A 25,732-nucleotide genomic window follows, 5' to 3' on the forward strand; every position below is an offset into this window, starting at 1 on the left:
CGCGCCGCGTGGCCGCCGCCGCTGATGCTCTTCGTACGGATTTCCACCGCCCGGAGCGGGAAATCGTGGCATTGTCGTCCACAAGGCTCCGGAAAGTCTGCAATGACCCGGATGCCCGCTCGCACATGCCGTACGACGCATGAGCGGGCATGATCTTCAAACGGGTGGACAGGCGATACAGCAGACACGGGGGAACAGCCCCCAAGCCCCGGATACGCCACCGAGGAGGAGGATCCCGTGACCCGCAAGGACAGCGTGCGCGCCGCGACCGGTACGGCCAAGGACAGCGTGCGGCACGCCGCGGAGGTGGTAGCTCCTTATGCCGGTACGGCCAAGGACGCCGCCGTGCACTTCGCTCACGAGGCCCGGACGCGAGCGGCTCCCAAGGTGGCCGAGGCCGCCCACCAGGCACGTACGCAGTACGACACCCATCTGCACCCGCGTATCGAGCACGCCCGTGGCAGCCTGCCGCCCAAGGTGGACGCGGCGGCGACCCGGGCGGCCTGCCGGACCCGCAAGGCGGCCCGCCAGGCGGCCGATTACACGGCGCCCCGGCTGGAGAACGCCGTGACCCACGCGCGCGCCGCGGCCGAACCGGTACGCGACGAAGCCCTCGCCCGCGGCACCGCCGCGCTCGCCGCCCTCCGCGGCCAGGTGACGGCGGCCGAGATCGCCAAGCTCCAGAAGAAACACAGCCGGCGGGCCAAGTGCGGCAAGCTCGCCAAGCGCCTCACCGTGCTGGGCATCCTGGCCGGCGGCGCGGTCGCCGCCTGGAAGTGGTGGGACAAGCAGGCCAACCCGGACTGGCTGGTCGAGCCGCCGGCCCCCACCGAGGTCAGCGACCGCGAACGGCTGAGCTCGGTCGACGGCAGCGAGGGCGCCTCGCTCGACCCGGAGATCCAGGCCAAGCAGGCCGAGGCCGACGAACACGGCGGCGGCACCACGGCCTGACGCACCGGCCGACCACCGGCCACGGGCACCTCACCGGGCACCTCAACGGGCCGTGTCCCGCCCCGTACAGGCGGCGGGACACGGCCCGTTGGCGTACGCCGTGCACCGGGTGTCCGGCTCCGGCCGGGGCCGTCAGGCCAGGTCGCGCATCCGCCGGATGGGGCTGCTCCACAAGGCCAGCGGCGCCAGGAAGGCCAGCGCGCACATCACCCAGACGGCGCCCCGGTTGCCCAGTGCGGTGGCCGCGCCGCCGGCCACCAGCGCGCCGACGGGGATGGCTCCCCAGGAGATGAAGCGCACGGTGGCCATGACACGGGGCAGCAGTTCGAGGGGGGTCACCGTCTGCCGGTGGGTACGGGTGAGGATGCTCATGACCACCGCCGCGGCCCCGAAGCCCATGCTGCCCAGGGCGAAGAGGAGCAGGCCCCAGCCCGCCTGCGCCAGCGGCATCAGGAGGGCGCACGCCGCGCCGGCGAACGTGCCGAACACCAGGGTGCGGGCGCTGCCCAGCCGGTTCACGAGGCGGGTGGTGAGCGTCGCCCCGACCAGGCTGCCCAGGCCCTCGGCGGCGATCAGGAGTCCGACGAGGCTCGCGGGGGCGTGCAGCGTCCGCACGAGGAAGACGGGCGTCAGCGCCATGAGGCCGCCGAGGATGAAATTGGTCAGGGTCGCGGCCGCCGCACAGGGACGGATCACCGTGTGGTGGGCCACGAAACGCCAGCCCTCCTTGATCAGCGCCACGGTCGACTCACGCTCCGCCGGCGCCTTGGGAGGGGCGGCCCTGGGCAGGCTCCACAGGAGCAGGGCCGAGACCAGGTAGCTGACGGCGTCGACGACGAGGCTCAGGGCCGCACCGCAGAACTGCACGAGCACGCCGCCGAGCGAGGGACCGCCGAGCTGGGTCGCCGAAGTGGAGGCGGAGGAGAGGCTGTTGCGCGCGGTCAGCTCGTCCTTGCTGACGATCGTGGGGAGGAACGTCGAGTTGCCGACGTCGAAGACCACCGTCGCCAGGCCGATGACCAGCGCGACGACGACGAGCTGCGCCAGGTGCAGGACGCCCAGCGCGTAGGCCACCGGCACCGAGGCGATGGCGGCCGCCCGGAGGAGGTCCATCACCACCTGGGTGCCGCGCAGCGGGAGGCGCTGCACGATGACGCCGGCCGGCAGGCCGATCGCGATCCAGGCGGCGTACTGGGCGGCCGGCAGCAGGCTCACCTCGAACGCCGAGGCCTGCAGCGCCCCCACGGCCAGCAGCGGCAGGGCGACGGTGGTGACCGCGTCACCCGCCTGGCTGACCGTGGACGCGGTCCAGTAGCGCCAGAAGACGGACAGGCCCCTGCGGCGGGCGGCGGGCGCGCCGGTGGACGCGGACGGGGCTGCCGCGTCCGTCCCGGCGTCCTCGTGCTGCGCCGTCATCGGATACCCGCTGTGGTGGCGGGGGGCGTGCGGCGCGGTTCGCCGGCCTCGTTCGCTCTCATTCCTTCTGCCTCCTGAGGGGGAACGTCCGTGATCTGCTGAACGGGACGGACTGCTGACGGACCACCGGACCGCCGGCAGTTGCTGACGGACTGCCGTCTGCCGACGGGCCGCCGACGGGCTGCCGGCGGCTAGCGGGACCACCGTTCGGTCTCACCGAAGAAGTCGGGGATCTCCACTGCTGAAGAGGCTTCCTTCGCGGACGTGTACACATGCATGCCGACCGCGAGATCGAGCACCCCGAGGCCGAAGGGCGAGAAGATCCTGGGCTTGTCGTGGCCGAGGTGCACCTCACCGGTCAGCACACCGGCGAGCGTGCCGTCGATGAAGTCGTGATGCCCGAACTTCTGCTGTGCCAGGTGGGGAGAGGTGTTCGCGGTGAGGCAGTGGTCGATGTCGTCCAGGATGTTGTGGGAGCCCGCGATGATGTCCGGACCGATGTCGCGCAGCGAGATGTTGAGCACGTTCTGACCCGGCGCGAAGGCCGACTCCTCGAGGACGTAGGGCTCCCCGGCGGTGGTCGCGAAGACCACGAGGTCCGCGCCGTCGACCGCCGCGGCCAGCTCCTCCTCCACGGACGCCGTCCCGCCGAGTTCCCCGATGAAGCCGGCGAGCTTGGCGGCGTACTCCACAACCGCGTCGTGGAGGGCGAACCAGCCGGTCTTCCAGCCGGCGGCGTGGAAGAACTCGACGATGTTGCGGGCGATGATGCCGGCGCCCACCACGGCGATCTTCCCGGCCTCGGCGGTGCCCTGCAGCGCCTCGGCGCCGATGACGGCCGAGGCCGCCGTCCGCGCGGCGCTGATCTGCGACGCCTCGAGGCAGGCGAAGGGGTAACCGGTCTCGTAGTCGTTCAACAGCAGCGCGGCGGACGCCCGGGGCACATTGCGGGAGACGTTCTCCGGGAAGCTGGAGATCCACTTGATGCCTGCCACTTGCTGCTCGCCGCCCACGTAAGCGGGCAGGGCGATGATCCGGGAGCTCGGCTTCTCCGGGAACCGCAGGAAGTAACTGTTCGGGTTGACCGTCCGGCCTTCATGGTGCGTCAGGTAGGTCTCCCGCACCTGACGGATGATGTCCGTCCGGGAGCGGGCAATGATGCGGCGGGCCTCCGCACCGGGCACCACGTGGAACGAGAACACTCGGCTCATCTCCCTGCCTGGCCGACGAGTTCGCCGGCCGATAGTGCTTCGGGCCCGAAGGTACGGGCCACCCAGTCATCGTTGTAAACGGTCTGTGCATAGCGGTCCCCGAGGTCCGGCGAGAGCGCCACCACCCGGGAGTTCTCGGGGATGTCCGGGGCCATGCGCGCCACCGCGGCCAGCACGGAACCGGTGGAGCCGCCGACGAAGATCCCCCGCCGGGCGAAGGCACGGCAGGTGCGTACGGCCTCGGCCTCGGGCACCAGAATGATCTTGTCGGGCGCCTGAGGGTGGCAGATCTCCGGCCTTCTGCTGGTGCCCAGCCCGGGAATGTGGCGGGGCCCCGCCGGATGGCCGAAGGTCACGGAGCCCTCGGAGTCGACGGCGATGATCTGCGTGGCCGGAGAGTGCTTGCGGAAGTGCGCCAGGCATCCCATCAGGGTCCCCGAGGTACCGGCGCCGACGAAGAGATGGTCCACGCGGGCGATTTCGCTGAGGATCGCGGTGGCGGTGTGTGTCTCGTGGGCGCGGGGGTTGGCGGGATTGGCGTACTGGTTCAGCCAGACCAGGTCCGGCTCCGCGGCCAGCCGTTCACGGATGTAGGCGATCCTCGTCCCGAGGAATCCGCCGTTGGCATCGCGGTGGCTCACCTGGACCACCTCCGCGCCCAGGGCGCGCATCAGAGCGGTGCTGTGGGGCGAGGTGTTCGGGTCGGTGACGCAGGTGAAGGAGTACCCCTTGGCGGTGGCCACCAGCGCCAGCGCGATCCCGAGGCTCCCGGACGAGGACTCGATGAGCCGGCCGCCCGGCAGCACCTCTCCCGCGCCCTCGGCGTCCTCGACCATGCTGACGGCCGCCTTCAGTTTGATGGACCCGGCAGGGTTCAACCCTTCCAGTTTCAGGAAGACTTCGCTGCCCGGCACCAGATCACCGAGGCGTAGAAAGATGTCATCGGTGATGACTTCATAAGCGTGATCGAGTATCACGGATTACTCCTGCTCCACGAAGTGGGCTGCTCGCACACCGCGGGCCGGACGCGATCAGGGGCAGTCGGTTCACCGGTGTCCCGGCGGCGGATACCCGGCCCGGGTGGGGCGGGGCGGGCGGCGCTGACACGGCAATTCCCGTGGTGCGACATGGATTTGGTGGTACCACACACTTCCGGACCTCGTGGGGGGATCCTGACCCGGTCAGACCAGGCCCGCCGCCGCGAAGGCCTCCTCGGCGCCCGGCATCTCCAGCACGCCCACCGACTCGAAGAGCCGGACGGTGTGCCGGGCCGAGTGGCGGATCTGCTCGCGGACCTGCACGGGCGCGTACGCATCGGCGACGACCTGCTCCACACCGTCCTTGTCCAGGCCCGCCAGGCGCAGCGAGTTGCGCACCGGCGCCAGGTCGGGAGCCAGACTGCGCAGGACCAGTTCCGGCAGACAGCGGGCGGAGCGCTCGCGCAGGGCCGGATCCAGGTCGGTCCACAGCTCCTTGAAGAACCCGGAGAAGTAGGCGTGGTGCCTGCCCTCGTCCTCGGCGTGATCGCGCACCACGTCCCGCACGGTGGTCACGACCAGGGGGTCCTTGGGGACGTCCTTGAGGATGGAGGTGACCAGCGTTTCGAAGACGACGACCTGCAGCAGCTGGCTCAGCAGGGGCTCGCCCGGCATGACCTGTGCGCCGATGCCGTCCAGCTGGCTCAGGAAGGGCATGAAGTCGTAAGCGGGCACGTCGATATCGGTGGCGCCGCGCACCTGGTCGATGATGTCGAGGCTGTACAGGGCGTGGTACGCCTCGTCGCAGTAGATCTTGTACGCGTCCAGCCGCATCCCGGTCGTCACCCCCAGGCCCGAGGTGCCGTTGGCGATGCGCTCGGTGGCGCGGTTCACCACGCTCGTCTCGAAGTGCATGGTGAAGTGGAGGTACTGGTAGAGGTGCCGGGCGACGATGCGGAAGCGCTCGTCGGGCCCCAGGGCCCGCACCAGCGGATGGTCCAGGTACGGGATCATCGCCTCCGGGAAGAGCGTCTTTCCCGATTCCAGGTCCTGGCCTATGACGCGCCGCGGGTCTCTTCGGACCCCTGCCTTCTCGTACCACTGGTTCAGCGGGGACTTCATGGACGTTCCTCTCGTTCCTGCAGGTCGTTCCTGTCAGGGGTGGGTGCCGCGCCGGCCGGGGCAGCGGCCAGGGGCTGCTGCGGTACTAGGCCATGGCCGAGACCACCAGCCAGGTGCCGATGGCGCACAGTGCCCCGCCGCCCACGGTCTCCAGCGCGCGGCGCCAGCCGTCCCGCTTGAAGATGTTTCCGAGCCGCAGCACCAGCAGCGCATAGCCGCACAGACACAGGAAGCTGAGGGCGATGTGGATGCCGGCCAGGGTGAGGGAGACGGGCAGGGAGCCGTTTCCGGCCGGGATGAACTGCGGCAGGAACGAGGTGTAGAAGACGCCGACCTTGGGGTTGCCCAGGCTGGTGACCGCCCCTTGACGCCAGTTCAGCCGGGTGGGGGTGTCCACGTCGCCGAGCGGTCTGCGGGCCGAGGCGATGGCGCGGATGCCCAGGAAGACCAGGTAGGCGGCTCCGGCGATCTTGATGGCGGTGAAGAGGGCGGGCGAGGCGGCCAGCACGGCCGAGAGCCCCGCCACCGATGCCACCGCCCAGGCGACCAGTCCGGTGCACACCCCCGCGGCGGTCTGCACGGCGGCCCTGGCGCCGCCGTGCAGGGCGTTTCTGATGACCACCAGAGTGTCCGCGCCGGGGGACACGACGATCAGTCCGGCCACGGCGATGTATCCGATGAAGTTGGTCATCCGGGAGGTTCTTCCTGTTCTCTGTGCTCACGTGCTGTGGTACTCGGGGCGGCCGGCGCCGGGTGACAGGCGCCGGCCGGGTGGCGGGCGCCGGTCAGAGCCGGTCCGCCAGCCATTCCAGCGTGGACATGGCGCTGGTGAGCTTCATCCGGGCCTGCCCCCAGGCCACGGACCGGTCGCCGTCGAGCACGCTGCCGGCCACCTCCTCGCCGCGGTGAGCGGGCAGGTCGTGCAGGAACCGGGCCTGCGGCCAGCGGTCCATCAGGGCCTCGTCGACGTAGAACGGCAGGAATTTCTCCCGCCAGTCGGCGTCCGGCTTGGCGGTTCCCGTGGTCTGCCAGCGGGTGGTGTAGACGAAGTCGGCCTCGTCGGGGAGTTCGTCGGTCGAGTGCACCTGGGTGAGCGTGGTGCCGTGCTGGGCCGCCCTCTTGGCGGCGGACTCCAGGGCCGCGGCCGGCAGACCGTACCCCTCGGGGGTGGCGAAGGTGACCTGGCAGCCGGAGAAATGGGCGATGCCCTGCGCGAGGGCGGTGGCGGTGTTGTTGCCCTCGCCGAGGTAGACGATGCGCGCGCCGTCCACCCCGCCCCGGCACATGCTGATCGTCGCCAGATCGCAGATCCCCTGCGTCGGGTGCTCCTCCGCCGCCATCGCGTTGACCACCGGGATGCCGCCGTGCCGGGAGATCTCGCGCAGCTCGTCCAGCGGGCCGGCCGTCCTGGCGACCAGCAGGTCCAGCATGCTGCCCAGGATGCGGCCGGTGTCGGTGATCGACTCGCCGGTGTTGGTCTGCAGGTCGTGGGGGCCGAAGGTGACCGGGGAGGCGCCCAGGCGGAGGGCGGCGGTGGTGAACGCCGTACGGGTGCGGGTCGAGGTCTTGGTGAAGAGGATGCCGGCCACCCGGCCGCTCAGCGGGCTGCGGTGCGCGCCGATGTCCCGGTAGAAGTCGGCACCGCGGCGGACCAGTTGGTGCACCTCGTCCCGGGACAGCTCGCCCAGGGAGAACACGCCCTGTTCCGGGGTCACGGGCGGCAGTCCCGTCATGAGTTCAGTCATCGGTGCTCTTCCTTCGGAGGGTGGTGTCCGGCGGGACCGGGTGGGCCCCGGTGAAGCGGTGCGGGGCGCGGGTCAGGGCGCGGCGTACGCCAGAAGTTCCTCGACGTCCTCGGCGCAGTCCCCGCAGCCGGTGTTGGCCGAGGTCTCCTCGCGCACGGCCGCCAGGTCGCGGCAGCCGCGGCCGGCCGCGGCGAGGATCTCGCTCTCCCTGACATGGGCGCACATACAGATCAGGGGGTCGGATTCGTCGGTCATGGCGTGCCGTTCCCCGGGCCGTGAGCGGTCTCCCGGTCCAGCGCGCCGAAGGCCAGATCCAGGATCCCGGCGAGCAGGTCGAGCTCGGCCTCGCCGGTCACCAGCGGCGGGTGGATGTTGAGGACGTCCGGTGCCATCCCGGTCGAGGCCACGAGCAGGCCGTAGTCGGGGTGGACGTGAGCACCCAACTCCCGGATGCGGGCGGCGTGGTGGCCGCTCAGCACGATCCGCGCGGTGGCTCCCATGGCATCGGTCCGGCTGATGAGGTGGGGGTACCGGTCCGCGAGCTGCCGCAGCCGGGTGCGCAGACCGTCCTCCAGGGCGAGGACGTCCTTGTCCACGTCCTTCCACGCCTCCCAGCGGTCCAGCACGGTCTCCGTCACGGCGAGCGCGTGCGGGATCCCGACGAAGGTGGAGGAGTGGCTGCCCGGCGGGTAGTGCTCGGGGTCGGCCAGCGGTTCGCGGGCCCACACGGCGCTCAGCGCGGCCGCGCCGTTGGTGAGCGCCTTGCTCGTCACGATGACGTCCGGCCTGACGCCCGCGCGCTGGAATCCCCAGCGGGGGCCGACCCGGTGCATGCCCGTGAAGATCTCGTCGGCGATGATCACGGCGCCCTGGGCACGGGCGTGGTCGACGGCCGCGCGCAGCAGCGCGGGGTCGGGCGTCACCATGCCGCCCACGTTCTGCACGGATTCGAAGACGAAGGCGGAGACCTTGCGGCCGTGGTGGCGGCCGCCGACCCCGCTGAGCTCCGAGCCCCAGCGGGCCACGGCCTGCGTGCAGCCGCCGGAGCAGCCGCCGGCGGGCCCGGCGTGCGGGCAGCGCAGGCAGTCGGGGCTGGGCAGCCGTACGACCTCCAGGCCCCAGGCGGCGAGCAGTTCGCGGTAGCGCGGGCTGCTGCTGAGCATGCTGGTCACCCCGGAGCGGCCGTGGAAGGCGCCCTCGAAGACCACGACCGTGCCGGGCCCGTTGTTGCTGAAGGCGATGCGCAGCGCGGTCTCCATGCCCTGGGCGCCGCCCAGGTCCAGCTCGACCCGGCCCGGCGCCCCGACGGCCTCGGAGCACAGCCGCTCGATGCGCTCCAGGACGCTCAGGCGCAGCTCCGACTCGCAGAACGACGGGAGGGCCGGCAGCTCCATGCAGCGGTTCAGCGCCTCGCGCAGCAGCTCGTTGTCGTATCCCCAGGAGAGGGTTCCGTTGGCGGCCTCGGCGTCCAGATACCGCCGTCCGTCGGCCGCTGTGAGGAAACAGCCCTGGCCGCCAACGAAGCGGGGGACCTGCGCGGAGCGGTAGATCAGGTTGCCCGCGCCCGCGAAGGGCGGTATCTGCGTGCGCTGCGCGCCGGTGTTCAGGACAGGCACCGTTCGGCCTCCTTCGCGGTCGGGTTCTCGCCGGGTGCGGCGGGCTCCCAGGCGGCTGCCGACGACGTGGGCAGCAGGGGTGCCACGCCCGGTTCGTTGCAGTCGATCCAGCCGGTGACCACCGACAGCACGTCCCAGCGCGCGCTGCCGTACGGGAGCGGGGTGCGGGCCAGTTCCGCCAGCCAGGCGCCGATGTGCTCGGGTGCGGCGGCGGTGGTGGCCAGTTCGGCCCAGGCGTCGGTGCCGCGCTCCAGGCGGCGCAGGGACCGGGCCAGGTCCAGGTCGTGCTGGGGGATGGCGGCCTCCAGCTGGGGCAGCAGCTCGTGCGCGGGGCCGCTGCCGGGCTCGGGCGGCTGCCCGGGGACATCACAGGTCAGCGCCTCGCGGCACCACTGCCAGCCGGTCTGGTAGGAGAACAGCTGCAGCTCGCGGACGACGTCGGCCGGGTCGTCCGCGGTGTGCATGAAGTTGAACAGGCCGTTCACCCGCCCGATGCGGGTCCGCAGATCGCGGCCGCGCGCGGCCTCGGGGTCCGCGCTGCCCTTGGCGGCCGTCAGCCGGACGCTGGCGGGCATCCACGCGGGGCGCCGGGCGTCGCCGAGCAGCACCAGGAGGGCGGGGCCCGAGCCGAGCAGGTGGTCGACGACCGCGATGCGCTGCTGCGAGGCGGCGTTGAACTGGTAGCGCCACAGCTCCCGGGTCAGCAGCGGATCAAAGCGCACCGTGGTCGCCGCCAGCGGGAACCAGCCCTCCTCGTACAGCACGTCCAGGAGCTGCCGGCAGCGCCGCCCGGCGACCGCGTCGGGCTTGAGCGCGACGAACGTCACGCCCCGGGAGCGTTCCAGCGCCCCCATCGCGGCGAAGGAGTCCAGTCCCTCGCGGGCGTAGGTGTCGTAGCGGTACAGCTCGCGCTTGTCGGGGTCGGCCGTCAGCGCGCCGAGCGCGTCGGCCGCGACCGCCGAGCGGCATACCGCGTCAGTCGTCAGTGTCATCGAGTCTCTTTCCTCCGAGCGGGGTGACCTCCCCGTCGACCAGCACCACCCGGCTGCCGTCGGCGTGCCGGGCGCCGTCCACGGCCAGGCGCCCGGCGGCGAAGGCGCGCACCGTCCACTCCAGGCAGGGGCGGTCGCTCCGTTGTTTCTGGAGCAGTTCCTGCTGCCAGGCGTCCTCGGCGGTGGGGCGGCGGTCGCCGACCGGCACCGGCGGCCCCGTGCACAGCACGGCGCCCCCGTCGTGGGTCCCGTCGACGAGGAAGCAGGACGTCCGGGTCGCGCGGTGCCCCCGGCTCATGGCGAGCCGGACCGGGTCCTTGCCGGTCAGCGCCCGGCTGCCGTCGTCCGCCAGCACGCTCAGGTCGCCCGGATGCTGGTTGATCATCCGGTGGGCGTAGCGGTCCAGCAGCGCCCCCTCGATCCAGCGGTGGTACGCCAGGACCACCAGGTCCAGCGGGCCGTTGTCCGCCTCCCAGCTCGCCATACGGGAGTTGAGCCCGTCGTGCCAGGAGCGGGCCCGTTCGCGGTAGCGGCGTACGGCGTCCGGGCCCTCGGCGGCCGCCTGCGACGCCGAGCCGCAGTGTGCGTCGAAGTCGCCGGTCCACGCCTCCACACCGGCCTCGCGCGCCACGTCCAGCGCCGCGACCCGCGTGCCGTGGGAGGCGACCAGGCAGACCTGGAAGCGGTCCGGCGCGGTGTGCTGCAGGGACAGCAGCGTGCGCAGGTTCCCGCCGGTCGCCGAGGCCAGCACGCCGATCCGCAGCGGGCGTCCGGGCCCGGACGGGCCGAGCACCCGCGCCCGGCGCGCCGCCCCGGTCATGACGCGCTCCCCTCGGCGGCCGCCGGGTCACCGGCCAGCAGCGCCAGTACCGCGGCGCAGCCGTCCCGGTCCGGGTTGACCAGGTGCATATGGCGGGCGCCGGGAACGGTGTGATGGTCCACGGCGAGTCCGCCGTCCCGCCACCCCTTGAGCTGATACTCCGTCAGTTCACTGGGTACCGCCTGGTCACAGGCCGCCTCGACGACGGTCAGCGACGCCAGGTCGGCCCGCGAGGGCCGGGGGGTCGCCTCGTCGGCGGTGCCGCCGGCCGCCAGGTGTCCGGCGAGGAAGTGGCCGACGGCCGGCCCGCCGGTCCCGGTCGCGAGGGTGTGCGCCAGGTCCACGACGGGTGCCAGCAGGACCGCGCGCCGGCCGGCGCCCCGCCCGGCGACGGCGGCCAGCGCCAGGTGCGCCCCGGCGGAGTGCCCCACCAGCGTGGCGTCCTGCCAGGGCGCACCGACGGCGTCCAGCCGCTCCAGCGCCTGGACGGCGTCCTCGGCGGCCGCCGGCCACTGTCCGCCGTCCCAGGCCGGGCGGTACTCCACCGCCGCGGTGGCGCACCCGCGCCGCACCAGCGCCACGGCCAGCGGCTCCAGGTCGCGGGCGATGCGGTCGTGCCGCCAGAACCCGCCGTGGAAGATCACGGCCGCGCCGCGGACCGGCTCCCGCACGGGGGTGTACAGGTCGATCCGCTGCCACGGCGAGTCGCCGTAGCGCAGCACGCCTTCCTGGACGGTCACAGGACGCCCATCGCCCGCAGGCGCCCGGCCCAGTGCTCGAACCGCTCGTCGGACATGCGGACCTCGCGGCGCCGCTGTGCGCTCTCCTCGGCGGCGCCCAGCCGGTACCACACCTGACCGTCGGAGCGGCGGATCATGAAGGCCCGGTCCTTGCGCGCGGGGCTCTGGATCATCAGCGAGATCGTCTCGGGCTCGGTGATGGTGGTGTGCAGCTGCTCGTGGTCGAGCGTGATGCAGCGGCCCTCGGGCTCCTCGCGCACGAAGTACGGCCAGAAGCGGTTGACGTCGGCCGTCTCGTCCAGCGGCTGGTCGGTGGCGTAGAGCGTGTGCCGGTAGGCGCCGCGCAGGATGTAGGCGGTGAAGCTGTAGCGGTGGTTGTGCACCCGCTCGTACTGGTCGGTGTTGGCCAGCCGCAGCCTGATGCGCAGGCCCTTCTCCTGGTCGTCCCAGAGGACGATCTTGTCGTCCAGGGCGTGGCACTCACACTTCTCGCGCAGCTCCGGGGTGCGCCGGACCCGCTCGACGAGGGTGCCCAGCAGCTCGGGGTCGTCACCGAGGCGGCGGGCGATCCGCTCGGTGACCTCGGCGGCGGACTCGATGTCGTCCCAGCGCACCGTCGGCAGGGATTCCATCAGGGAGACCGCGGCCTGGGTGCGGTCGGCCGTCACGCTGGTCATCACAGGACCTCCATTCCCCGCAGCCGCGCGGTGAGTTCGTCGTAGTACGCCTTGCTGATGCGCTTGCTGCCCTTGCGGGCGGCCTTCTCCTTGTCCTCGCCGAAGCGCCACCACACCCGGCCGGTCTCCCGCTCGGTGATCAGCGAGCGCTCCTTCTCCGCGGGGCCGCGCAGGAAGAGGGAGACGGTGTTGGGGGTGGTGTAGGTGGTGTGGATCTCGGAGTGGTGCAGCGTGTAGCAGTTGCCGGCGACCTCGTTGGTCACGAACCGGGGGATCACCCGCAGGTCGGAGTCCTGGGCGTCGAAGTCGTCCTGGGCGTCCTCCGGGATCCCCTCGGGGCGGCCCACCAGCTGGTGGCGGACGTGGCGGTAGTGGCCGCGCAGGATGAGGGAGGTGAAGGTGAAACGGTGGTCGTGCGGGCGGTCCCGGTGGTCCTCGGTGGAGACGTGCACCCGGATACGGAAGCCGCGGTCCAGTGCGTCGTAGACCACCAGTTTGTCCAGCAGCCGGTGGTGTTCGCACTTGTCGAAAAGGTCCTCCTCCTCACGGGCGCGCTCCAGCAGATGCGTCATGGTCTGCTTGTCCTCGGCGAGGGCCGTGAGGATCTCGTGGGTCTGGGCCCGCGCCTTGTGCAGGTCCGACCAGTCGACGGTCAGCCGGTCCAGTTCATCAAGCATCGCTTTCTCCTGTGTTCGCCGTGAGGGTGCTGTGCCGAGGGAGCGCCGGCGCCCGGCCTGGCAGGGCGCTCACTGCTGCGCGGACAGGGCCGCGGGCCGCAGCCCCGGTCCGTCCGCCTGGGTTCCGAAGGCGCGGTGCGCCGTACCGCCGACCAGCTGCCACAGCGGATCGGCGGTCACTCCCTGCCCCTGGGCGTTGCGGGTCTGCCGGGCCAGGGGCTGCGAGCCGGCCGCGACGATGCCGCCGTCCTGGTACCAGAGCCCGTTGTCGTCGGTCTGGTGCAGGGCCTGCCCGCCGATCCGCGCGGAGTCGCAGCGGTCGGTCATCAGCATGGTGTTGGCGTGGCCCATCAGCTCGGCGGCACGGGCGGCGATGGCCAGGTCGACATGCTCGCCGTCGAAGTTGATGCAGGCCGCGATCCGTCCGGCGGCCGCCTCATTCATGATCGCGGCGGGCACCGGGCCGGCGATCTGGTCCATGTCGGCCAGCGTCCAGTTCGGCAGGTCGTACGCGGCCAGGGTGCTCTCCCGCTTGGCCCGCGCGGCCGAGGTGCGGAAGGCGTGCTTGATGTTCAGCGGCATGTCGTTGAACAGGTGGTCGGTGATCACCCGGGCACCGCTGCCCGTCCACTCGCTCTGCCAGGCGAGGTCGACGATGTCCCGGACGAGCTCGGCGCCGGCGGCGGGGTCGTGCCGGGTGAAGTGCCCCAGCGCGGGCCGCACCCCGTGGGCCAGCAGCTGCGGGACGATCCAGTCGAGCCGCGGGTGCCGGTCGTCGAGGTTGTCGTACAGGCCCGAGGCGGTGGTGAACGCGTCGGGCGACATCACGGTGTAGACCAGCCCGAGGTCGCCGAGCCTGGCCAGGCGCTCCCACTCGTGGCGGGTGGGGGCCCAGACGGTCGCCTCGGGGGTGCCGCCGTGGCTGGCGAGCAGCGGCCCCTCCAGGGCGATGCCGGGGATGTGCGGCAGCTTGCCGTTGCGGCGCAGGTCGGCGTACCGCTGCATGAACCACTCGAATTTCTCGAGTGCGGACCGGTGGAGATAGAGCGTGGGGATGCACACCACGCCTTCCTCAGCCGATCTGCGGTCGAGCAGCGCGAGATCCAACTGGGAGAACTCCGAGAAGTCCACCTCGCCGAAACCGTGGCAGTGCACCTCGACCGGGAGGGCTGGCGTCTCATTCATGGGCTGTGCATCTCTCTTTCATTTCCTGATCCCGTGGACGTGCAGTTCCTCGAGCGCTCGCGCGTCGTCGAATGCGCCGAGGGACTCGAAGTAGCGCACGGTCTGCCGGGACATGGCGGCAAGGTGCTGGCTGAGGATCTCCGGCGTGTAGGTCTCCGCCACGACGCGGTGCGCGTCGTCCTCGCCCAGCCCGTAGCGGATCAGTTCCTCCCGGATCGCGGGCAGGTCCGGGTGGAGGAACGTCGTGATGAGCCGGGGCACCAGCCGTGCCGCGGCACGCCGCTCCGCCGGCGAGAGCTGGCCCCACATTTGCCGCAGGAACATGGCGAAGTACGCGTGGTGGCGCCCCTCGTCACCGGCGTGGTCGCGTACGGTCCCGGAGACCGCGGTCACCACCTCGGAGGTGTCGGGGATCTCGGCCAGGCTCGCGGAGATCAGGGTCTCCGACACCACCACGAAAAGGATCTCGGCCAGCGCGCCGTCCGCGGGCGGGAGTTCGTCGAGGAGCCGGTGGAGCCGGTCCAGGAAGAACGGCTGCCGCGGCAGCCGCGGCGCGATCTGGGTCCGCTGCTCCACCTGTCGCGCCAGGTCGATGGAGAACAGCGTGTGGTACGCCTCGTCGCAGTAGATCTTGTACGCGTCGAACCGCATCTCGTCCGGGAGTTCCACGCCGACGGAGCCCTGCGCGATGGACAGCACCGTCCGGTTGACCACCAGGGACTCCAGCCGTGCCGTGAAGTCCAGGTAGCGGTAGAGGTGTTGGACGAGTAATTCCTCGTGGACCGCCGCGGGCAGCTCCTTCACCAGCGGGTGCTGGGTGATGGGGACGAGATCCGGCGGGAAGTAGTGGCGGCCGGACTCGTCCTCGCGCAGGGTCCGGCGCGGTGACTGCCGCACGGCGGCCCGCTCGTGCCAGTTGCGGAACGGGCTGCGGTAGTCACCGGGAGCCGAGCGCGGCTCGGGGGCGTCGTCGGCGGCCACCCGGTGCAACAGCAGCTGCTTGGGGCACTGGGTCAGCGCCGCACAGCCCACGAACATGCCCGCGGTTCCGCACATATGAGATCTCCCTTCGCCACTACGGTCCGGACCTACGCACACCCGGCACGGCACCGGGCCCGCCGCTGCGCCACGGGCAGCGGCGACTGGCCCGGGGCCGCGCCCGCCGGACCGATGACGGTCACGGTGCGGTCGCTTCCACCACGCCGCTGCCGGCGAGGTCGGCGAGCAGTTCGCCGATGTCCTCGGCGGCCACCTGCACGGAGACGTCGTACTCGGCGGCAAGCTGCTCGGCGATGCCCTGGACGGTGGCCTGGCCGTCGACCCGCTTGAACACGAACGTCCCGATCTCGTCGAGCTCCACGGCATGCGGGCCGTTGGCGACGATGAGCTTGCCGCGGAACTTGCGCATCCGGGCGGACATGCTGCGCCGCGGCACCGCTTCGGGACCGAAGGGATGAGGTGCTGCCATCAGATCTCGACCTCCAGGGACAGGTCCTTGCAGAACTCGACGGTCCGGCGCACCCACTCCTCGGGGCGCTGCGGATCGAAGTCGGCCATGGTCTCCAGGGCCCAGTACCGCTCGAAGGGCAAGGCGTCGAGACGGGCGTCCTGCACCCGGCGGGCCCGCCACTTGGGCGTGTGCGTGCCGTAGACGCCATGGCTGTCCAGGAGGGCGTCGGTGGCCTGCTGGAAGGCGACCTTGGCGGCCAGAACGGCGCTGTGGGTGTCCCCGGTCTCCAGCATGCCCAGCGCCTGCTCGACCTTGCCGTCCGCCTCGGACAGCGAGCGGGTCGCAACGAACGCCCGGTAGGCGGAGTCATGCAGCTGCTCCGCGCGCCGCTTGAGCCAGTCCGCGCCGGTCAGTGCCACCCCGCCGGACAGGCGCTCCAGGAACAGCTCCTCGTTCGAGGTGAGGATGCGCAGCGAGGACTCATCGGAGTCAAAGGCGTCCCAGGTGACCTTCTCCAGCATCTGGCCGACCTGGGCGTCGGTCCAGTACGTGACCTCGTACCGCCGGCCGCCGTCGGTGAAGTCCACCGAGGTGACGGAGTCCGGGTGGAGCGGCACCGCCACCGTCCGGGCGCCGGGCATCCGGCAGGGGGCGCCTGTGAGGACGTAGAGGTCGAAGTCGCTCGCGGCGTGTGCCCAGCCCCGGGTGACCGAGCCGACCACCACGACGGCGACCGGGTCGTCGGGGGCCAGGCCCTTGCGCCTCAGTGCGTCCAGGCACCCGTCCAAGTCCGGTTTCACGACCAGCTCCTGTCCTCGTTCTCGCGCTGTAGTTCGATGACGATCTGAGGGATGTTGTTGACGAGGTGAGCGAGCAGGGCCGGATAGACCGACTGCGAGGCCAGGGTCAGGGCGAGCAGCGCCACCGCCCCGGCGATCTCCACCGCCGTGGAGCGGACCGTGCCGCGCCGGTTGGCGCCCGGCTGGATGTGGTGCTGCGCCACGAAGGCCGTCGCCGCCAGCAGTCCCAGCAGCGCCGGGTCCGCCACCATCAGGACGGGGGCGCGGAAGAGGATCTCCTCCCCGACGGCACCCACCGCTCCCGCGAAGGCGCGGGCGCTGCCGTGGGAGCGCGGGGTGGGCCCCAGGACGAAGGCGAGCTCGCCGGTGAACAGCCCGGCCGGACGCAGCCCGCTCAGCACGACCAGCCCGGCGCCGACGGCGAGCGCCACGGCGAACCACCACCACTGGCCGGACCGGGTGAGCCACTGGGGCGCCGTGCACGCGGTGAGCACCAGCGCGCCCAGCGGAGCCACCAGACCGGCCAGCGTCTCCGCCCAGATGCTCGCGCCGCTGCGCCCGCCCCGCGGCACCCGCCAGGGCAGGCCCATCAGCACGGCTTCGGCCACCAGCAGGACGGCCACCACCCGCAGGGGGGCCGAGCCCACGGTCCACAGCCCAACGGCAAAGGCCGCCACCGTGGCGGCGGCCATCAGTTGCCGGGGTTCGGGCCGCCAGCCGACCGGTGCGAAGGTGGCGGCGGAGCGGCGTTGCCGGCTCTCGTCGTGCACCGCCCGGCCGGCAGCCGTGGTCATGGCGCAGCCTCCGCGGTCACCACGATCCCCAGGTCGATGGCGTCGGCGAGCTCTTCGTGCACGGTCTCCAGGCTGTGTCCGAGCCCGTCCAGGACCTCGCCGATCGTGCGCTCGCCGTCCAGCGCCCGCAGCACGGCGGGCCACTCGGGCAGCTCGTCCTCGTCGAGGACGTACTCGATCTCGCCGTCGATGGTCAGGTACCACACCGACGGCTCGGCGGGGTCCTTGAGCAGCAGCACGTTGTCCGCGACCGCCGCACGGGTCCGCGGGTCGACGGGGGGCCGCCGTACGACCTCCGCCTCGATCTTCTCCGCGTCGGTGTCCCAGTCGTTCACCGGGACCGACTGCGGCACGGGTGCCTTGGCGACCTGGACGTGCGGGGCGGGCAGCGAGGCCGCCATCTGCTCCAGCAGGCCGAGGTTGACCGCCGAGAGCAGGAACTCCACGTGTCCGGAGGAGGGGTTGGCCTGCAGCTGCCGCAGCGTGGCCCGCAGGTTGTCCGCGTCCAGGAACTCCCGGGCGCCGGGTCCGCTCAGCGCCTCCTCCAGCAGCCGGCCGCCGTCCTGGGCGAGCATGGCGCCGAAGGCGCGGTAGGTGTGCCGGACGCCTTCCCCGTAGAAGAAGGGGCCCTTGGGGCGGTGCACCAGCTCGTCGGGCAGGTGGCCGACCAGGGAACGCCGCAGAATCTGCTTGTCCCAGATCAGACGGGGGCGCAGCGCCCCGGGGACCGCGGCCACCAGCTCGATGAGGCGGTGGTCCAGGAACGGCACCCGGGCCTCGATGCCGTTGCCGGCCGCCGACCGGTCCTCGTGCCAGCAGTTGTACTGCTGCACATCGCGGTACTTCCAGCGGAACAGCGCCTCGTACGGCTCGTGCGCCGGGCGGCCGGCGGCTTCGCGCAGCACCGAGGACTTGACCAGCGGCAGGCCGGGGACGTCCCACCAGGCACCCAGTTCGGGGCTGCGGTACTGGTCCCGGCGGACCGCCATACGGTCCAGGTTGTCCAGGAAATCGGGCCATTCACCGCCGCCCGCGATGCCCTTGGAGTAACCGCCGTTGAATTCATCGGCCCCGCCGCCCAGAAGCATGGCTTTGATATGCGGCGTCCGGTCGCGGACGTAGCGATACATCTCGTGCTTGTAGAACGCCTCGGGACCGGCCAGCGGCGTCTGCATCAGCCACAGGAACCGCTTCCACTCCTCCACACCGGGGACGGAATCGGTGCGGAAAAGGATCTGATGATTCGTCAGTCCGAGGTTTCTGGCCGTACGGTGCCCCCACTCGGAGTCGCCATTGGCGAGGGTGGAGCCGTTCAGCGCGGTGAAGGTCTGAGGCTTGCCGGAGGCCAGTGCGGCCACCGCGGCGGAGTCGATACCACCGCTGAGGAAAAGGCCGATCTCGACGTCCGCCATCTCGCAGTCGGCCACCGCGGAGGACAGCAGCTCGCCGTAGCGGCGCACCAGCTCTTCCTCGGACGCCCCGTCGGCGGGGTCGAACTCGGGGAACGACCAGTAGCGGTGGGTCGAGCGCTCACCGGAGCGCAGGTCGAAGGAGACCACACAGCCGGCCGGGGCGAGCTCGACGCCCTTGAACCACGAGTGGGCCGGGCTCTCGTCGAACGCCGGCGCACGCGTCATGGCCTGGTCGCGCAGCGCGCGCTCCCAGTCCAGCTCACGGGGGCAGTCGGGGTCCTCGAAGAGCGCCTTGACCTCCGAGCCGAAGACGACCCGCTCGGCGTTCTGGTGGTAGAAGACCGGCTTGATGCCGAAGCGGTCACGGGCCAGCAGCAGCCGGCCCCGCGTGCGGTCGTAGAGCGCGAGGGAGAACATCCCGCGCACCTCGTCCAGGAAGCGCAGCCCGTCGCGGCGGTAGAGGTGGAGCAGCACCTCGCAGTCCGAGCGGGTGCGCAACCGCGTGCCGCTCGGGAGCGTGGCGGCCAGCTCCTCGTGGTTGTAGATCTCGCCATTGGCGATCAGGACCAGGTCGTCGTCCTCGGTCCGCAGCGGCTGGTCACCGCCGGCCACATCCACCAGCGACAACCGTACGAAGCCGAATCCGAGCGGGCCCGAACGGTAGTAGGCCTCACCGTCGGGGCCCCGGTGGGCTATGGCCTGAACCATTCGCTGGAGCTGGGAGTCCGCGGCGCCGGTCAGCGCTCTTCCGTCCACGCGAGCGATTCCGCTCAGACCACACATCGTTACCTCGCTCGATTCATGTGCTGATTCCTCCGCCACAAGGCGGAAACGCCGCGTGAAGCGGCGCAACTCCCACGGAAGTGAAGGAGAAGGACGGTCGGCACCGGGGAAGGGGCCACACCTCAAGGCACAACCTTGAGGTGTGGCGCCTTTGCGGTTCAGACCGCCGTGGTTCAGACCACGGAGCCCAGAACGGTGCCCTGGTTGACCTTCTTGGCCTCCGGCTTGGTGTACTTACGCATGGTGATTCACCCCCCTACGGGATCTTGCGGATATCCCCCCGGGATCCAGTGATCCCGAATTGCCCTTGCGGACCAACGGGGTGCCCGAAAGCACCACGCTTTTTGCCCTTACGGACTCAAGCCCCCCGGACAACATCAGTTTTGAAAACTGGTTGGATTCCCGACTTCCGGCGTTTGCCTAATCAGAACAGCGGATCTTGCTTAGTTATGTCAATCACCAGAGATTGTGACGCACGCCACACAGCATTCCTTTCCCAAAACGGGATACTCTGGCTTGAGTTAGCGACATCAACTGCCCGGAGTTCATTGCGGCTTCATGCCCGCAGACCGGGCGGTGAGTGTCCCCAACGGCCGCGCGAACGGCCTCCGTTCGCGCGTCCCGATGCCGGGGACCGCTGCACGGGGGGATTCATCAGGAGACCGTGATTCCGCTTTTCCGTGGGAATCACTGATTCCGCTTTCCCCATGCTGCGAGTGGTGGCTTGCTTTCGGCCATCACCGGCTGTCCCATGCTCGAAAACTGGTAGAGCGCCACCCCAGGCCGGCACCACATGGAGGAATTTTGGCCAGCATCCAGGCTCGTTCGGCCGTTTTTCCGCTGCCCACCGAGCTCGAAGCCATCGTATTCGACTGCGACGGCCTTCTTTTGGACACCGAAACCTGCTGGTCACGCGCGGAAAGCGCGCTCTTTCGCGCGCACGGGCGCGAATTCGGCCTGGCCGAAAAGCAGCTTGTCATCGGCAAGACGGTGGAGGGCGTCGGCGAGGTGATGGCCGATTACTTCGGGCGTCCCGGCGAAGGTGCGCTGCTCTCCGCCGAGCTGCTGGAGGGCGTGCGCCGGGAGCTGGCCGACGGAGTGGCCGCGCTGCCCGGGGCCGCTGACCTGGTCCGGGCCTGTGCCGAACGGCTGCCCGTCGCGGTCGCCAGCAACAGCCCCCGGTCGCTGCTGGACACCGCGCTGGGGAGCTCCGGCCTGGCCGAGCTGCTGCCACTGTCGTTCGCGGCCGACGAGGTGGCGGCTCCCAAACCCGCGCCCGACCTGTACCTCACCGCCTGCCGGGCGCTCGGCGCCGACCCCGGTTCCTGCGTCGCCTTCGAGGACTCCAACACGGGCATCCGCGCGGCCCGCGCCGCGGGGCTCCACCTGGTCACCGTGCCCTCGCTGGCCGGCCAGGAGCTGGACCACGACTGGCTGCTGGGCTCCCTGGCCGACCCCGAACTCCAGGCGTGGTCCCGTGCCCTGCGGCCGGCGGGCGCCCACGCCGCCGACTGACCCCCAGACTTCCTGACCACCCGTCACCAACCGTCCGCCCCCGCAGAGAAGCGCTGTCCGGACGCATCCAGCCGGGCAGTGCTCGTCCACCCACACCGAGCACAGCCCACGCACACCGAGTACGGACCACCCACAAGGACTCCCTCCTCCTCACAAAGGAGCACTCCATGCCGATCGGCACCCAGGGATTCACCGTTTTCGATCTGCCCGCCGTACCCACGGAACTCCTGGACAGCTACGACGACCTTCCGGTCGACGACTACATGGGCAACGGCACGCGCTTCAAACGCTTCTCGCAGTACCGGCTGTCCCCCGGCGAGGGCGACGCCTGGAACTTCGCGCTGCTGCCGCACCGGGACTACACGGCGTACAAGAAGTTCAACAAGGCCGCCGGCGGCATTCGCCGGACCTACGAACCCCTCAAGGCCGACTTCACCGGACTGATCTCCTGCGGAATCGACGGCATCGGCCTCGACCGCCGCGAGGACTGGCAGATCAATGTGCACCAGAACCGCACCCGGGCCGAGGCCGGCCGCCCCGGGCCGCTGACGCCCGAGGGCGTGCACCACGACGGCCACGAGTTCGTGATGATCGCCGTCCTGCGCCGGAAGAACGTGGGCGGCGGCGAGACCCGGCTGTGGAAGCCCGGCGCCGACGAGCCCTTCTGGGCCGGGACGCTCCAGGCGGGCCAGGCCGTACTCCTCGACGACAAGGCCATCGCCCACGACGTGACCGACGTCGTGGCGGACGGCGAGGGGCCCGGACACCGGGACATCGTGATCGTCGCCTTCTCGCGCTGGCAGCACAAGTGGTACGGCGACGAGCACGACTCCTCCGCCCTGTCCGAGGACGCCGGCTGAGCCCGGCCGCCACTTCCCCACCGCCCACACCGAGAAGATTGTGCTGATTCCGCATGTCTGAAGACTGGAAAACCCGGCTCGCCGAGGGTCCGCTGTCCGCGGTGCGCGCCCTGGAGTCCTGTACCGCCGGCGAACTGACCCTGCTGACCGAGAACTACGCCTTCCGCGGCGCACTGGCCGCCGCCTGCAAGGAACTCACCGGGCGCGCCTACGCCGGCAAGGACCGCACCGCGCTCGCCGAAATGCACGAACTGCTCGCCCTCATCTACGACCGGGACTTCTCCGGCGTGGTCATCGGCGAGGTCGACCACGAACGCGCGCCCCTGCTGCGCGATGTGGCCGCGATCCTGGAAGCGGCCATGCTGGGCGAGGAAACCGCCCGCATCGACGAGGAGACCGTCACCGGCTACCCCCGGTCCGGCACGGAGTACGTCCGCTGGCTGAAGAACCTCGTCAACGACCACCCGGCCGGCCGGCACCCGCTCTACCACGAGCACATCGAGCAGCGGGGCACCCGGGAGGACCTGCGGCTGCTGCTCGCCCAGGAGACCAGCCTCGACCCGCGCTTCGACGACATCCTCGCCTCGATGCAGATGGGCCGCACCGGTGGCGAGAAGATGGAGATAGCCGCCAACTACTGGGACGAGATGGGCAACGGCGACGCCGAGCTGGTCCACACCAGCCTCTTCTCCCAGGCCCTGGAGTCCATCGGCGCCGACCCGGCCTTCATCCGGGACAGCTTCATGCTGGAGGCCGGAATCTGCGGAAACCTCTCCGCCTGCCTCGGTCTCGCCCGCCGGCACTACTACAAGGCCGTGGGCTACTTCGGCGTGACGGAGTACCTGGCGCCCCGCCGCTTCCGCTGCGTGGTCGACACCTGGCGCAGACTCGGTCTGCACGAAGTCGGCATCACCTACCACGACCTGCACATCGGCATCGACGCCGGCCACGCCTCCGGCTGGTTCAAGAACGTCGTGGCACCGCTGGTGGACGGCGACCCCCTGACCGGCCGGGACATCGCCCTGGGCGCCATGATCAGGCTCAACACCTCGCAGGACTACCTCGACGAACTGCTGCGGCGCATGCGGGGCCGGTCCCCCGTCGCGGTCGGCGCGCAGGCCTGAGGGGGAGAACGTGCCGCACCCCTTGCCGCCCCCTCGCCACGACATGGCGGACGGCCATGACTTCGTGAAGTACGAGGCCCTGGGCAACGACTACTTGGTGATCGCTCCGGTCGCCGGCCAGGTGGCGCCGACACCGGAGAACATCCGGCTGATCTGCGACCGCCACTACGGTCCCGGCGCCGACGGAGTGCTCTACGGCCCGCTCCCCGAAGAACACGGATTCGGGCTGCGCACCTTCAACTCCGACGGCACCGAGTGCGAGAAGAGCGGCAACGGGCTGCGCATCTTCGGCCGTTACCTCCGCGACCACGGCTGGACCGGGGAGCCGGAGTTCACCGTCCGCACCCTGGCCGGGCCGGTCACCGTGCAGCTGGTGGACCCGGCCCCCGGCCCGGACGCACCGAACGCCGCCTCCCTTGGCGGTGGCCGCCCCGGGGACGGGGCACCCGTCCGCGTCTCCATGGGGCAGGCGTCCCTGGACAGCGAGCTGATCGGTGCCACCGGTCCGCGCCGGGAGATGCTGCGCGAAACCCTGCCCGCGGCGGCGCGCGAATGGACGGCCACCTGTGTCTTCCTGGGCAACCCGCACTGCGTCCTCCCGCTGGACGGCACCGAGGTCACCGAGGAGCTGGCCCGGCGCCTGGGCCCCGAGCTCGCCGGCCACGCACGCTTCCCCGGGCGCATCAACGTCCAGCTCATGGAGGTGCGCGCCGCCGACCGCATCCGCATCGAGGCCTATGAACGGGGCGCCGGCTACACGCTCGCCTCGGGCAGCAGCGCCTGTGCGGCGGCCGTCGCCGCCCATGCCCTCGGGCTGACCGGCCCCGAGGTCACCGTCGAGATGCCCGGCGGGCACCTCTCCGTCGGCATCTCCGACGCCGGCGAGGTCACCCTGACCGGCCCGGTCCGGGCCGTCGTGGCCGGCCGGTGGGCCCCGGCATTCCGCAGGAGGCTGGCCTCATGACCGAGATCACCATGCGCCAGTGGTACTTCGACGAGGCCCACGGCCACTACGACATCGACCTCGGCGACAGCTATGTGGGTGGCAGCCGCCTGTCCGACCACCCCCTGCCCGCCGACTGCCTCCTCGACTACGGCAACAACCGGGGCACCGCCCCGCTGCGCCACCTCGTGGCCGGCCTCTACGGCCGCGATCCGTCCCACATAGGCATCACCCACGGCGGGCAGGAAGCGCTCTACCTCCTCTACCGCACCCTGCTGTCCGCGGGCGACCACGCGGTGATCTTCACCCCCGGCTGGCAGCAGGCACAGCCGGTGCTGTCCCGGGCCGGATGCCGGGTGGACGCCGTGGGCACCACCGCCGACGGCCGCCCGGACATCGCCGAGGCGCTGCGCAGGATCGGCCCGCGCACGAAAGCCGTGGTGCTCAACTCGCCCTGCAATCCGACCGGCCGGAAGGTCACCGCCGACGGCATCAAGGAACTGGCCGAGGCGCTGCGCGGGCACGGCGGCCATCTGATCCTCGACGAGGAGTACGTCGCCGACCTCGGCACCGACTCCTGGGTCGGGGCGTACGAGAGAGCTGTCTCCGTCTCCAGCGTCTCCAAGGTCTACGGGGTCCCGGGCCTGCGCGTCGGCTGGATGTGCGGCCCGCCCGAGGTCGTGGACGCGGCCATGCAGTACAAGCACTTCACCACCGTCACCAACTCGGTGGTCCTGGAACAGCTGGCCACCGGCATCCTGGAGCGCCGCGAGGAGCACGTGCGGCGCTACCGGCAGCTGATCACCGACGGCCAACAGACGCTGGAGCGCTGGCTCGCCCGGCACCGCGGCACACTGCGGATGTGGCAGCCGGAGGGCACCCCGTACGCCTGGCTGCACACCCCCGGTCTGCCGTCCTCGCTGGAATTCTGCCGCGAGGTACTGCGCCGGGAGCGGGTGCTGCTGATGCCGGCCGAGGTGTTCGGCACCGAGCACGGCCTCCGCCTCACCTTCGCCCGGGAGCCGGACGTCCTGGCCGAGGGCCTGCGGCGGATCGACGCCGTACTGGCCGGCCACCCCACCGCCGCCGGGAGCGGCACCCACGCCGAGAGCAGGGAGCAACGATGACGGCACAGCTCAAGGAGATGCCCACCGACTGGTCGCGCGGGCTGGCACTGGTGGCGCACCCCGACGACATCGAGTACGCCATGGGCCCGGCGGTGATCACCTGGACCGACAGCGGCAAGGAGATCGCCTACGTCCTGGCCAGCCGCGGTGAGGCGGGCATCGACGGCTGCGACCCTCAGACGGCCAAGCCGCTGCGGGAAAGGGAGCAGCGCGCGAGCTCGGCGGTCGCCGGGGTGACCTCGGTGGACTTCCTGGACCACCCGGACGGGCTGATCACCGACTCGCTGGCGCTGCGCCGGGAGTTCGCCACCGCCATCCGCCGCCACCGGCCGGAAGTGGTGCTCACGGTCAACCACCACGAGCACTGGCGCGGCGTCTCCTGGAACACCTCGGACCACCGGGTCGTCGGCCGGGCCGCGCTGGACGCCGTCGTCGACGCCGGCAACCGCTATGTCTTCACCGAGGACGGCCTCGACCCCTGGGAAGGCGTGCAGTGGATGGGCGTCGCCGGCTCCCCGTACCCCACGCACGCCGTGGAGGTCACGGGCGCCGAGGACCGTGCCGTCGAGGCGGTGCTCCAGCACCGGGCCTACCTGGAAGCGCTCACCGACGAGGACCCGGAGAGCTACGCCCGGGGATTCCTGCGGCGCAACATGGCCAGGGCCGGCGCCCTCTTCGGCGACCGCGACGCGGTCGCCTTCCAGCTCTTCGAGCGCGACGCCTACCGCGTCAAGGACGGCGTCACCCACTACCGCTGACCGCCCGCGCCCTCCGCCCCCTCAGCCCCACCGGGAA

General features: G+C 71.2%; 26 protein-coding genes. 7 read left to right on the top strand and 19 right to left on the bottom strand.

Features of this window, described 5'->3' with window-relative positions:
- Nucleotides 1-237 precede the first annotated feature (237 nt).
- Entirely contained in the window at nucleotides 238-951 is a 714-nt protein-coding gene (locus tag CFW40_RS17575; RefSeq protein ID WP_088798796.1) for a DUF5324 family protein, read from the top strand.
- Nucleotides 952-1,083: 132 nt separating this feature from the next.
- Here CFW40_RS17575 and CFW40_RS17580 read toward each other — a convergent pair whose 3' ends face one another.
- The 19 genes from CFW40_RS17580 to asnB form a co-directional block, all read right to left on the bottom strand.
- Nucleotides 1,084-2,367 (bottom strand): MFS transporter, encoded by a 1,284-nt coding sequence (locus CFW40_RS17580; protein WP_088798797.1) that lies wholly within the window; start codon nucleotides 2,365-2,367, stop codon nucleotides 1,084-1,086.
- A gap of 191 nt (nucleotides 2,368-2,558) precedes the next feature.
- On the bottom strand, nucleotides 2,559-3,569 hold the full coding sequence (gene sbnB / locus CFW40_RS17585) for a 2,3-diaminopropionate biosynthesis protein SbnB (RefSeq protein ID WP_088798798.1): 1,011 nt from the start codon (nucleotides 3,567-3,569) through the stop codon (nucleotides 2,559-2,561).
- Between the two features lie 5 nt (nucleotides 3,570-3,574).
- Entirely contained in the window at nucleotides 3,575-4,555 is a 981-nt protein-coding gene (sbnA, locus tag CFW40_RS17590) for a 2,3-diaminopropionate biosynthesis protein SbnA (protein ID WP_088798799.1), read from the bottom strand.
- A gap of 204 nt (nucleotides 4,556-4,759) precedes the next feature.
- On the bottom strand, nucleotides 4,760-5,677 hold the full coding sequence (locus CFW40_RS17595; RefSeq protein ID WP_088798800.1) for a diiron oxygenase: 918 nt from the start codon (nucleotides 5,675-5,677) through the stop codon (nucleotides 4,760-4,762).
- An 85-nt stretch (nucleotides 5,678-5,762) separates the two neighbouring features.
- Entirely contained in the window at nucleotides 5,763-6,368 is a 606-nt protein-coding gene (locus CFW40_RS17600; RefSeq protein ID WP_088798801.1) for a LysE family translocator, read from the bottom strand.
- Nucleotides 6,369-6,462: 94 nt separating this feature from the next.
- Entirely contained in the window at nucleotides 6,463-7,422 is a 960-nt protein-coding gene (locus CFW40_RS17605; RefSeq protein WP_176956472.1) for an ornithine carbamoyltransferase, read from the bottom strand.
- 72 nt (nucleotides 7,423-7,494) lie between these two features.
- Complete coding sequence (locus tag CFW40_RS17610) at nucleotides 7,495-7,677, bottom strand: (2Fe-2S)-binding protein (RefSeq protein ID WP_088798802.1); 183 nt, start codon at nucleotides 7,675-7,677, stop codon at nucleotides 7,495-7,497.
- Nucleotides 7,674-9,038 carry an aminotransferase class III-fold pyridoxal phosphate-dependent enzyme gene (locus CFW40_RS17615; protein WP_176956471.1) on the bottom strand — a complete coding sequence of 455 codons (1,365 nt, stop codon included), beginning with the start codon at nucleotides 9,036-9,038 and terminating at the stop codon, nucleotides 7,674-7,676. Before CFW40_RS17615 ends, CFW40_RS17610 begins: the two co-directional genes overlap by 4 nt.
- A complete protein-coding gene (locus CFW40_RS17620; protein ID WP_088798804.1) occupies nucleotides 9,026-10,030 on the bottom strand; it encodes a nucleoside-diphosphate kinase in 1,005 nt (334 codons plus the stop codon). Before CFW40_RS17620 ends, CFW40_RS17615 begins: the two co-directional genes overlap by 13 nt.
- Nucleotides 10,014-10,850, bottom strand: coding sequence for a methionyl-tRNA formyltransferase (locus CFW40_RS17625; protein WP_088798805.1), 837 nt, complete (start codon nucleotides 10,848-10,850; stop codon nucleotides 10,014-10,016). The genes CFW40_RS17620 and CFW40_RS17625 overlap by 17 nt, the downstream gene beginning before the upstream one ends.
- Complete coding sequence (locus CFW40_RS17630) at nucleotides 10,847-11,590, bottom strand: alpha/beta hydrolase (RefSeq protein ID WP_088798806.1); 744 nt, start codon at nucleotides 11,588-11,590, stop codon at nucleotides 10,847-10,849. Before CFW40_RS17630 ends, CFW40_RS17625 begins: the two co-directional genes overlap by 4 nt.
- Nucleotides 11,587-12,267: a hypothetical protein gene (locus CFW40_RS17635; protein WP_088798807.1), complete on the bottom strand. Its 681-nt coding sequence runs from the start codon at nucleotides 12,265-12,267 to the stop codon at nucleotides 11,587-11,589. The genes CFW40_RS17630 and CFW40_RS17635 overlap by 4 nt, the downstream gene beginning before the upstream one ends.
- Nucleotides 12,267-12,944 (bottom strand): hypothetical protein, encoded by a 678-nt coding sequence (locus CFW40_RS17640; RefSeq protein ID WP_088798808.1) that lies wholly within the window; start codon nucleotides 12,942-12,944, stop codon nucleotides 12,267-12,269. Before CFW40_RS17640 ends, CFW40_RS17635 begins: the two co-directional genes overlap by 1 nt.
- A gap of 69 nt (nucleotides 12,945-13,013) precedes the next feature.
- Complete coding sequence (locus CFW40_RS17645; protein ID WP_088798809.1) at nucleotides 13,014-14,129, bottom strand: hypothetical protein; 1,116 nt, start codon at nucleotides 14,127-14,129, stop codon at nucleotides 13,014-13,016.
- Nucleotides 14,130-14,147: 18 nt separating this feature from the next.
- A complete protein-coding gene (locus CFW40_RS17650; RefSeq protein ID WP_088798810.1) occupies nucleotides 14,148-15,185 on the bottom strand; it encodes a diiron oxygenase in 1,038 nt (345 codons plus the stop codon).
- A 121-nt stretch (nucleotides 15,186-15,306) separates the two neighbouring features.
- On the bottom strand, nucleotides 15,307-15,597 hold the full coding sequence (locus CFW40_RS17655) for a PqqD family protein (protein WP_088798811.1): 291 nt from the start codon (nucleotides 15,595-15,597) through the stop codon (nucleotides 15,307-15,309).
- The gene (locus CFW40_RS17660) at nucleotides 15,597-16,379 is read right to left on the bottom strand and encodes a hypothetical protein (RefSeq protein WP_088798812.1); all 783 of its coding nucleotides are present in this window, start codon (nucleotides 16,377-16,379) and stop codon (nucleotides 15,597-15,599) included. Before CFW40_RS17660 ends, CFW40_RS17655 begins: the two co-directional genes overlap by 1 nt.
- On the bottom strand, nucleotides 16,376-17,173 hold the full coding sequence (locus CFW40_RS17665) for a type II CAAX prenyl endopeptidase Rce1 family protein (protein WP_218136797.1): 798 nt from the start codon (nucleotides 17,171-17,173) through the stop codon (nucleotides 16,376-16,378). Before CFW40_RS17665 ends, CFW40_RS17660 begins: the two co-directional genes overlap by 4 nt.
- Nucleotides 17,170-19,368, bottom strand: coding sequence for an asparagine synthase (glutamine-hydrolyzing) (gene asnB / locus CFW40_RS17670; RefSeq protein WP_088798813.1), 2,199 nt, complete (start codon nucleotides 19,366-19,368; stop codon nucleotides 17,170-17,172). The genes CFW40_RS17665 and asnB overlap by 4 nt, the downstream gene beginning before the upstream one ends.
- A gap of 804 nt (nucleotides 19,369-20,172) precedes the next feature.
- On the opposite strand from asnB, the gene CFW40_RS17675 reads away from it, so the two are divergent.
- The 6 genes from CFW40_RS17675 to CFW40_RS17700 all read left to right on the top strand — a co-directional run bounded on the left by CFW40_RS17675 (nucleotide 20,173) and on the right by CFW40_RS17700 (nucleotide 25,695).
- Nucleotides 20,173-20,883: an HAD family phosphatase gene (locus CFW40_RS17675; protein WP_256331423.1), complete on the top strand. Its 711-nt coding sequence runs from the start codon at nucleotides 20,173-20,175 to the stop codon at nucleotides 20,881-20,883.
- A 167-nt stretch (nucleotides 20,884-21,050) separates the two neighbouring features.
- Complete coding sequence (locus tag CFW40_RS17680; protein ID WP_088798814.1) at nucleotides 21,051-21,743, top strand: 2OG-Fe dioxygenase family protein; 693 nt, start codon at nucleotides 21,051-21,053, stop codon at nucleotides 21,741-21,743.
- Between the two features lie 53 nt (nucleotides 21,744-21,796).
- Nucleotides 21,797-22,867 carry an iron-containing redox enzyme family protein gene (locus CFW40_RS17685; RefSeq protein WP_093492236.1) on the top strand — a complete coding sequence of 357 codons (1,071 nt, stop codon included), beginning with the start codon at nucleotides 21,797-21,799 and terminating at the stop codon, nucleotides 22,865-22,867.
- A gap of 10 nt (nucleotides 22,868-22,877) precedes the next feature.
- Nucleotides 22,878-23,831 (top strand): diaminopimelate epimerase, encoded by a 954-nt coding sequence (gene dapF, locus CFW40_RS17690; protein ID WP_218136795.1) that lies wholly within the window; start codon nucleotides 22,878-22,880, stop codon nucleotides 23,829-23,831.
- A complete protein-coding gene (locus tag CFW40_RS17695) occupies nucleotides 23,828-24,937 on the top strand; it encodes a pyridoxal phosphate-dependent aminotransferase (RefSeq protein ID WP_088798816.1) in 1,110 nt (369 codons plus the stop codon). Before dapF ends, CFW40_RS17695 begins: the two co-directional genes overlap by 4 nt.
- Complete coding sequence (locus CFW40_RS17700) at nucleotides 24,934-25,695, top strand: PIG-L deacetylase family protein (protein WP_088798817.1); 762 nt, start codon at nucleotides 24,934-24,936, stop codon at nucleotides 25,693-25,695. The genes CFW40_RS17695 and CFW40_RS17700 overlap by 4 nt, the downstream gene beginning before the upstream one ends.
- Nucleotides 25,696-25,732 lie beyond the last annotated feature (37 nt).

The organism is Streptomyces sp. 2114.4 (genome assembly GCF_900187385.1).
Lineage (GTDB): Bacteria > Actinomycetota > Actinomycetes > Streptomycetales > Streptomycetaceae > Streptomyces > Streptomyces mooreae.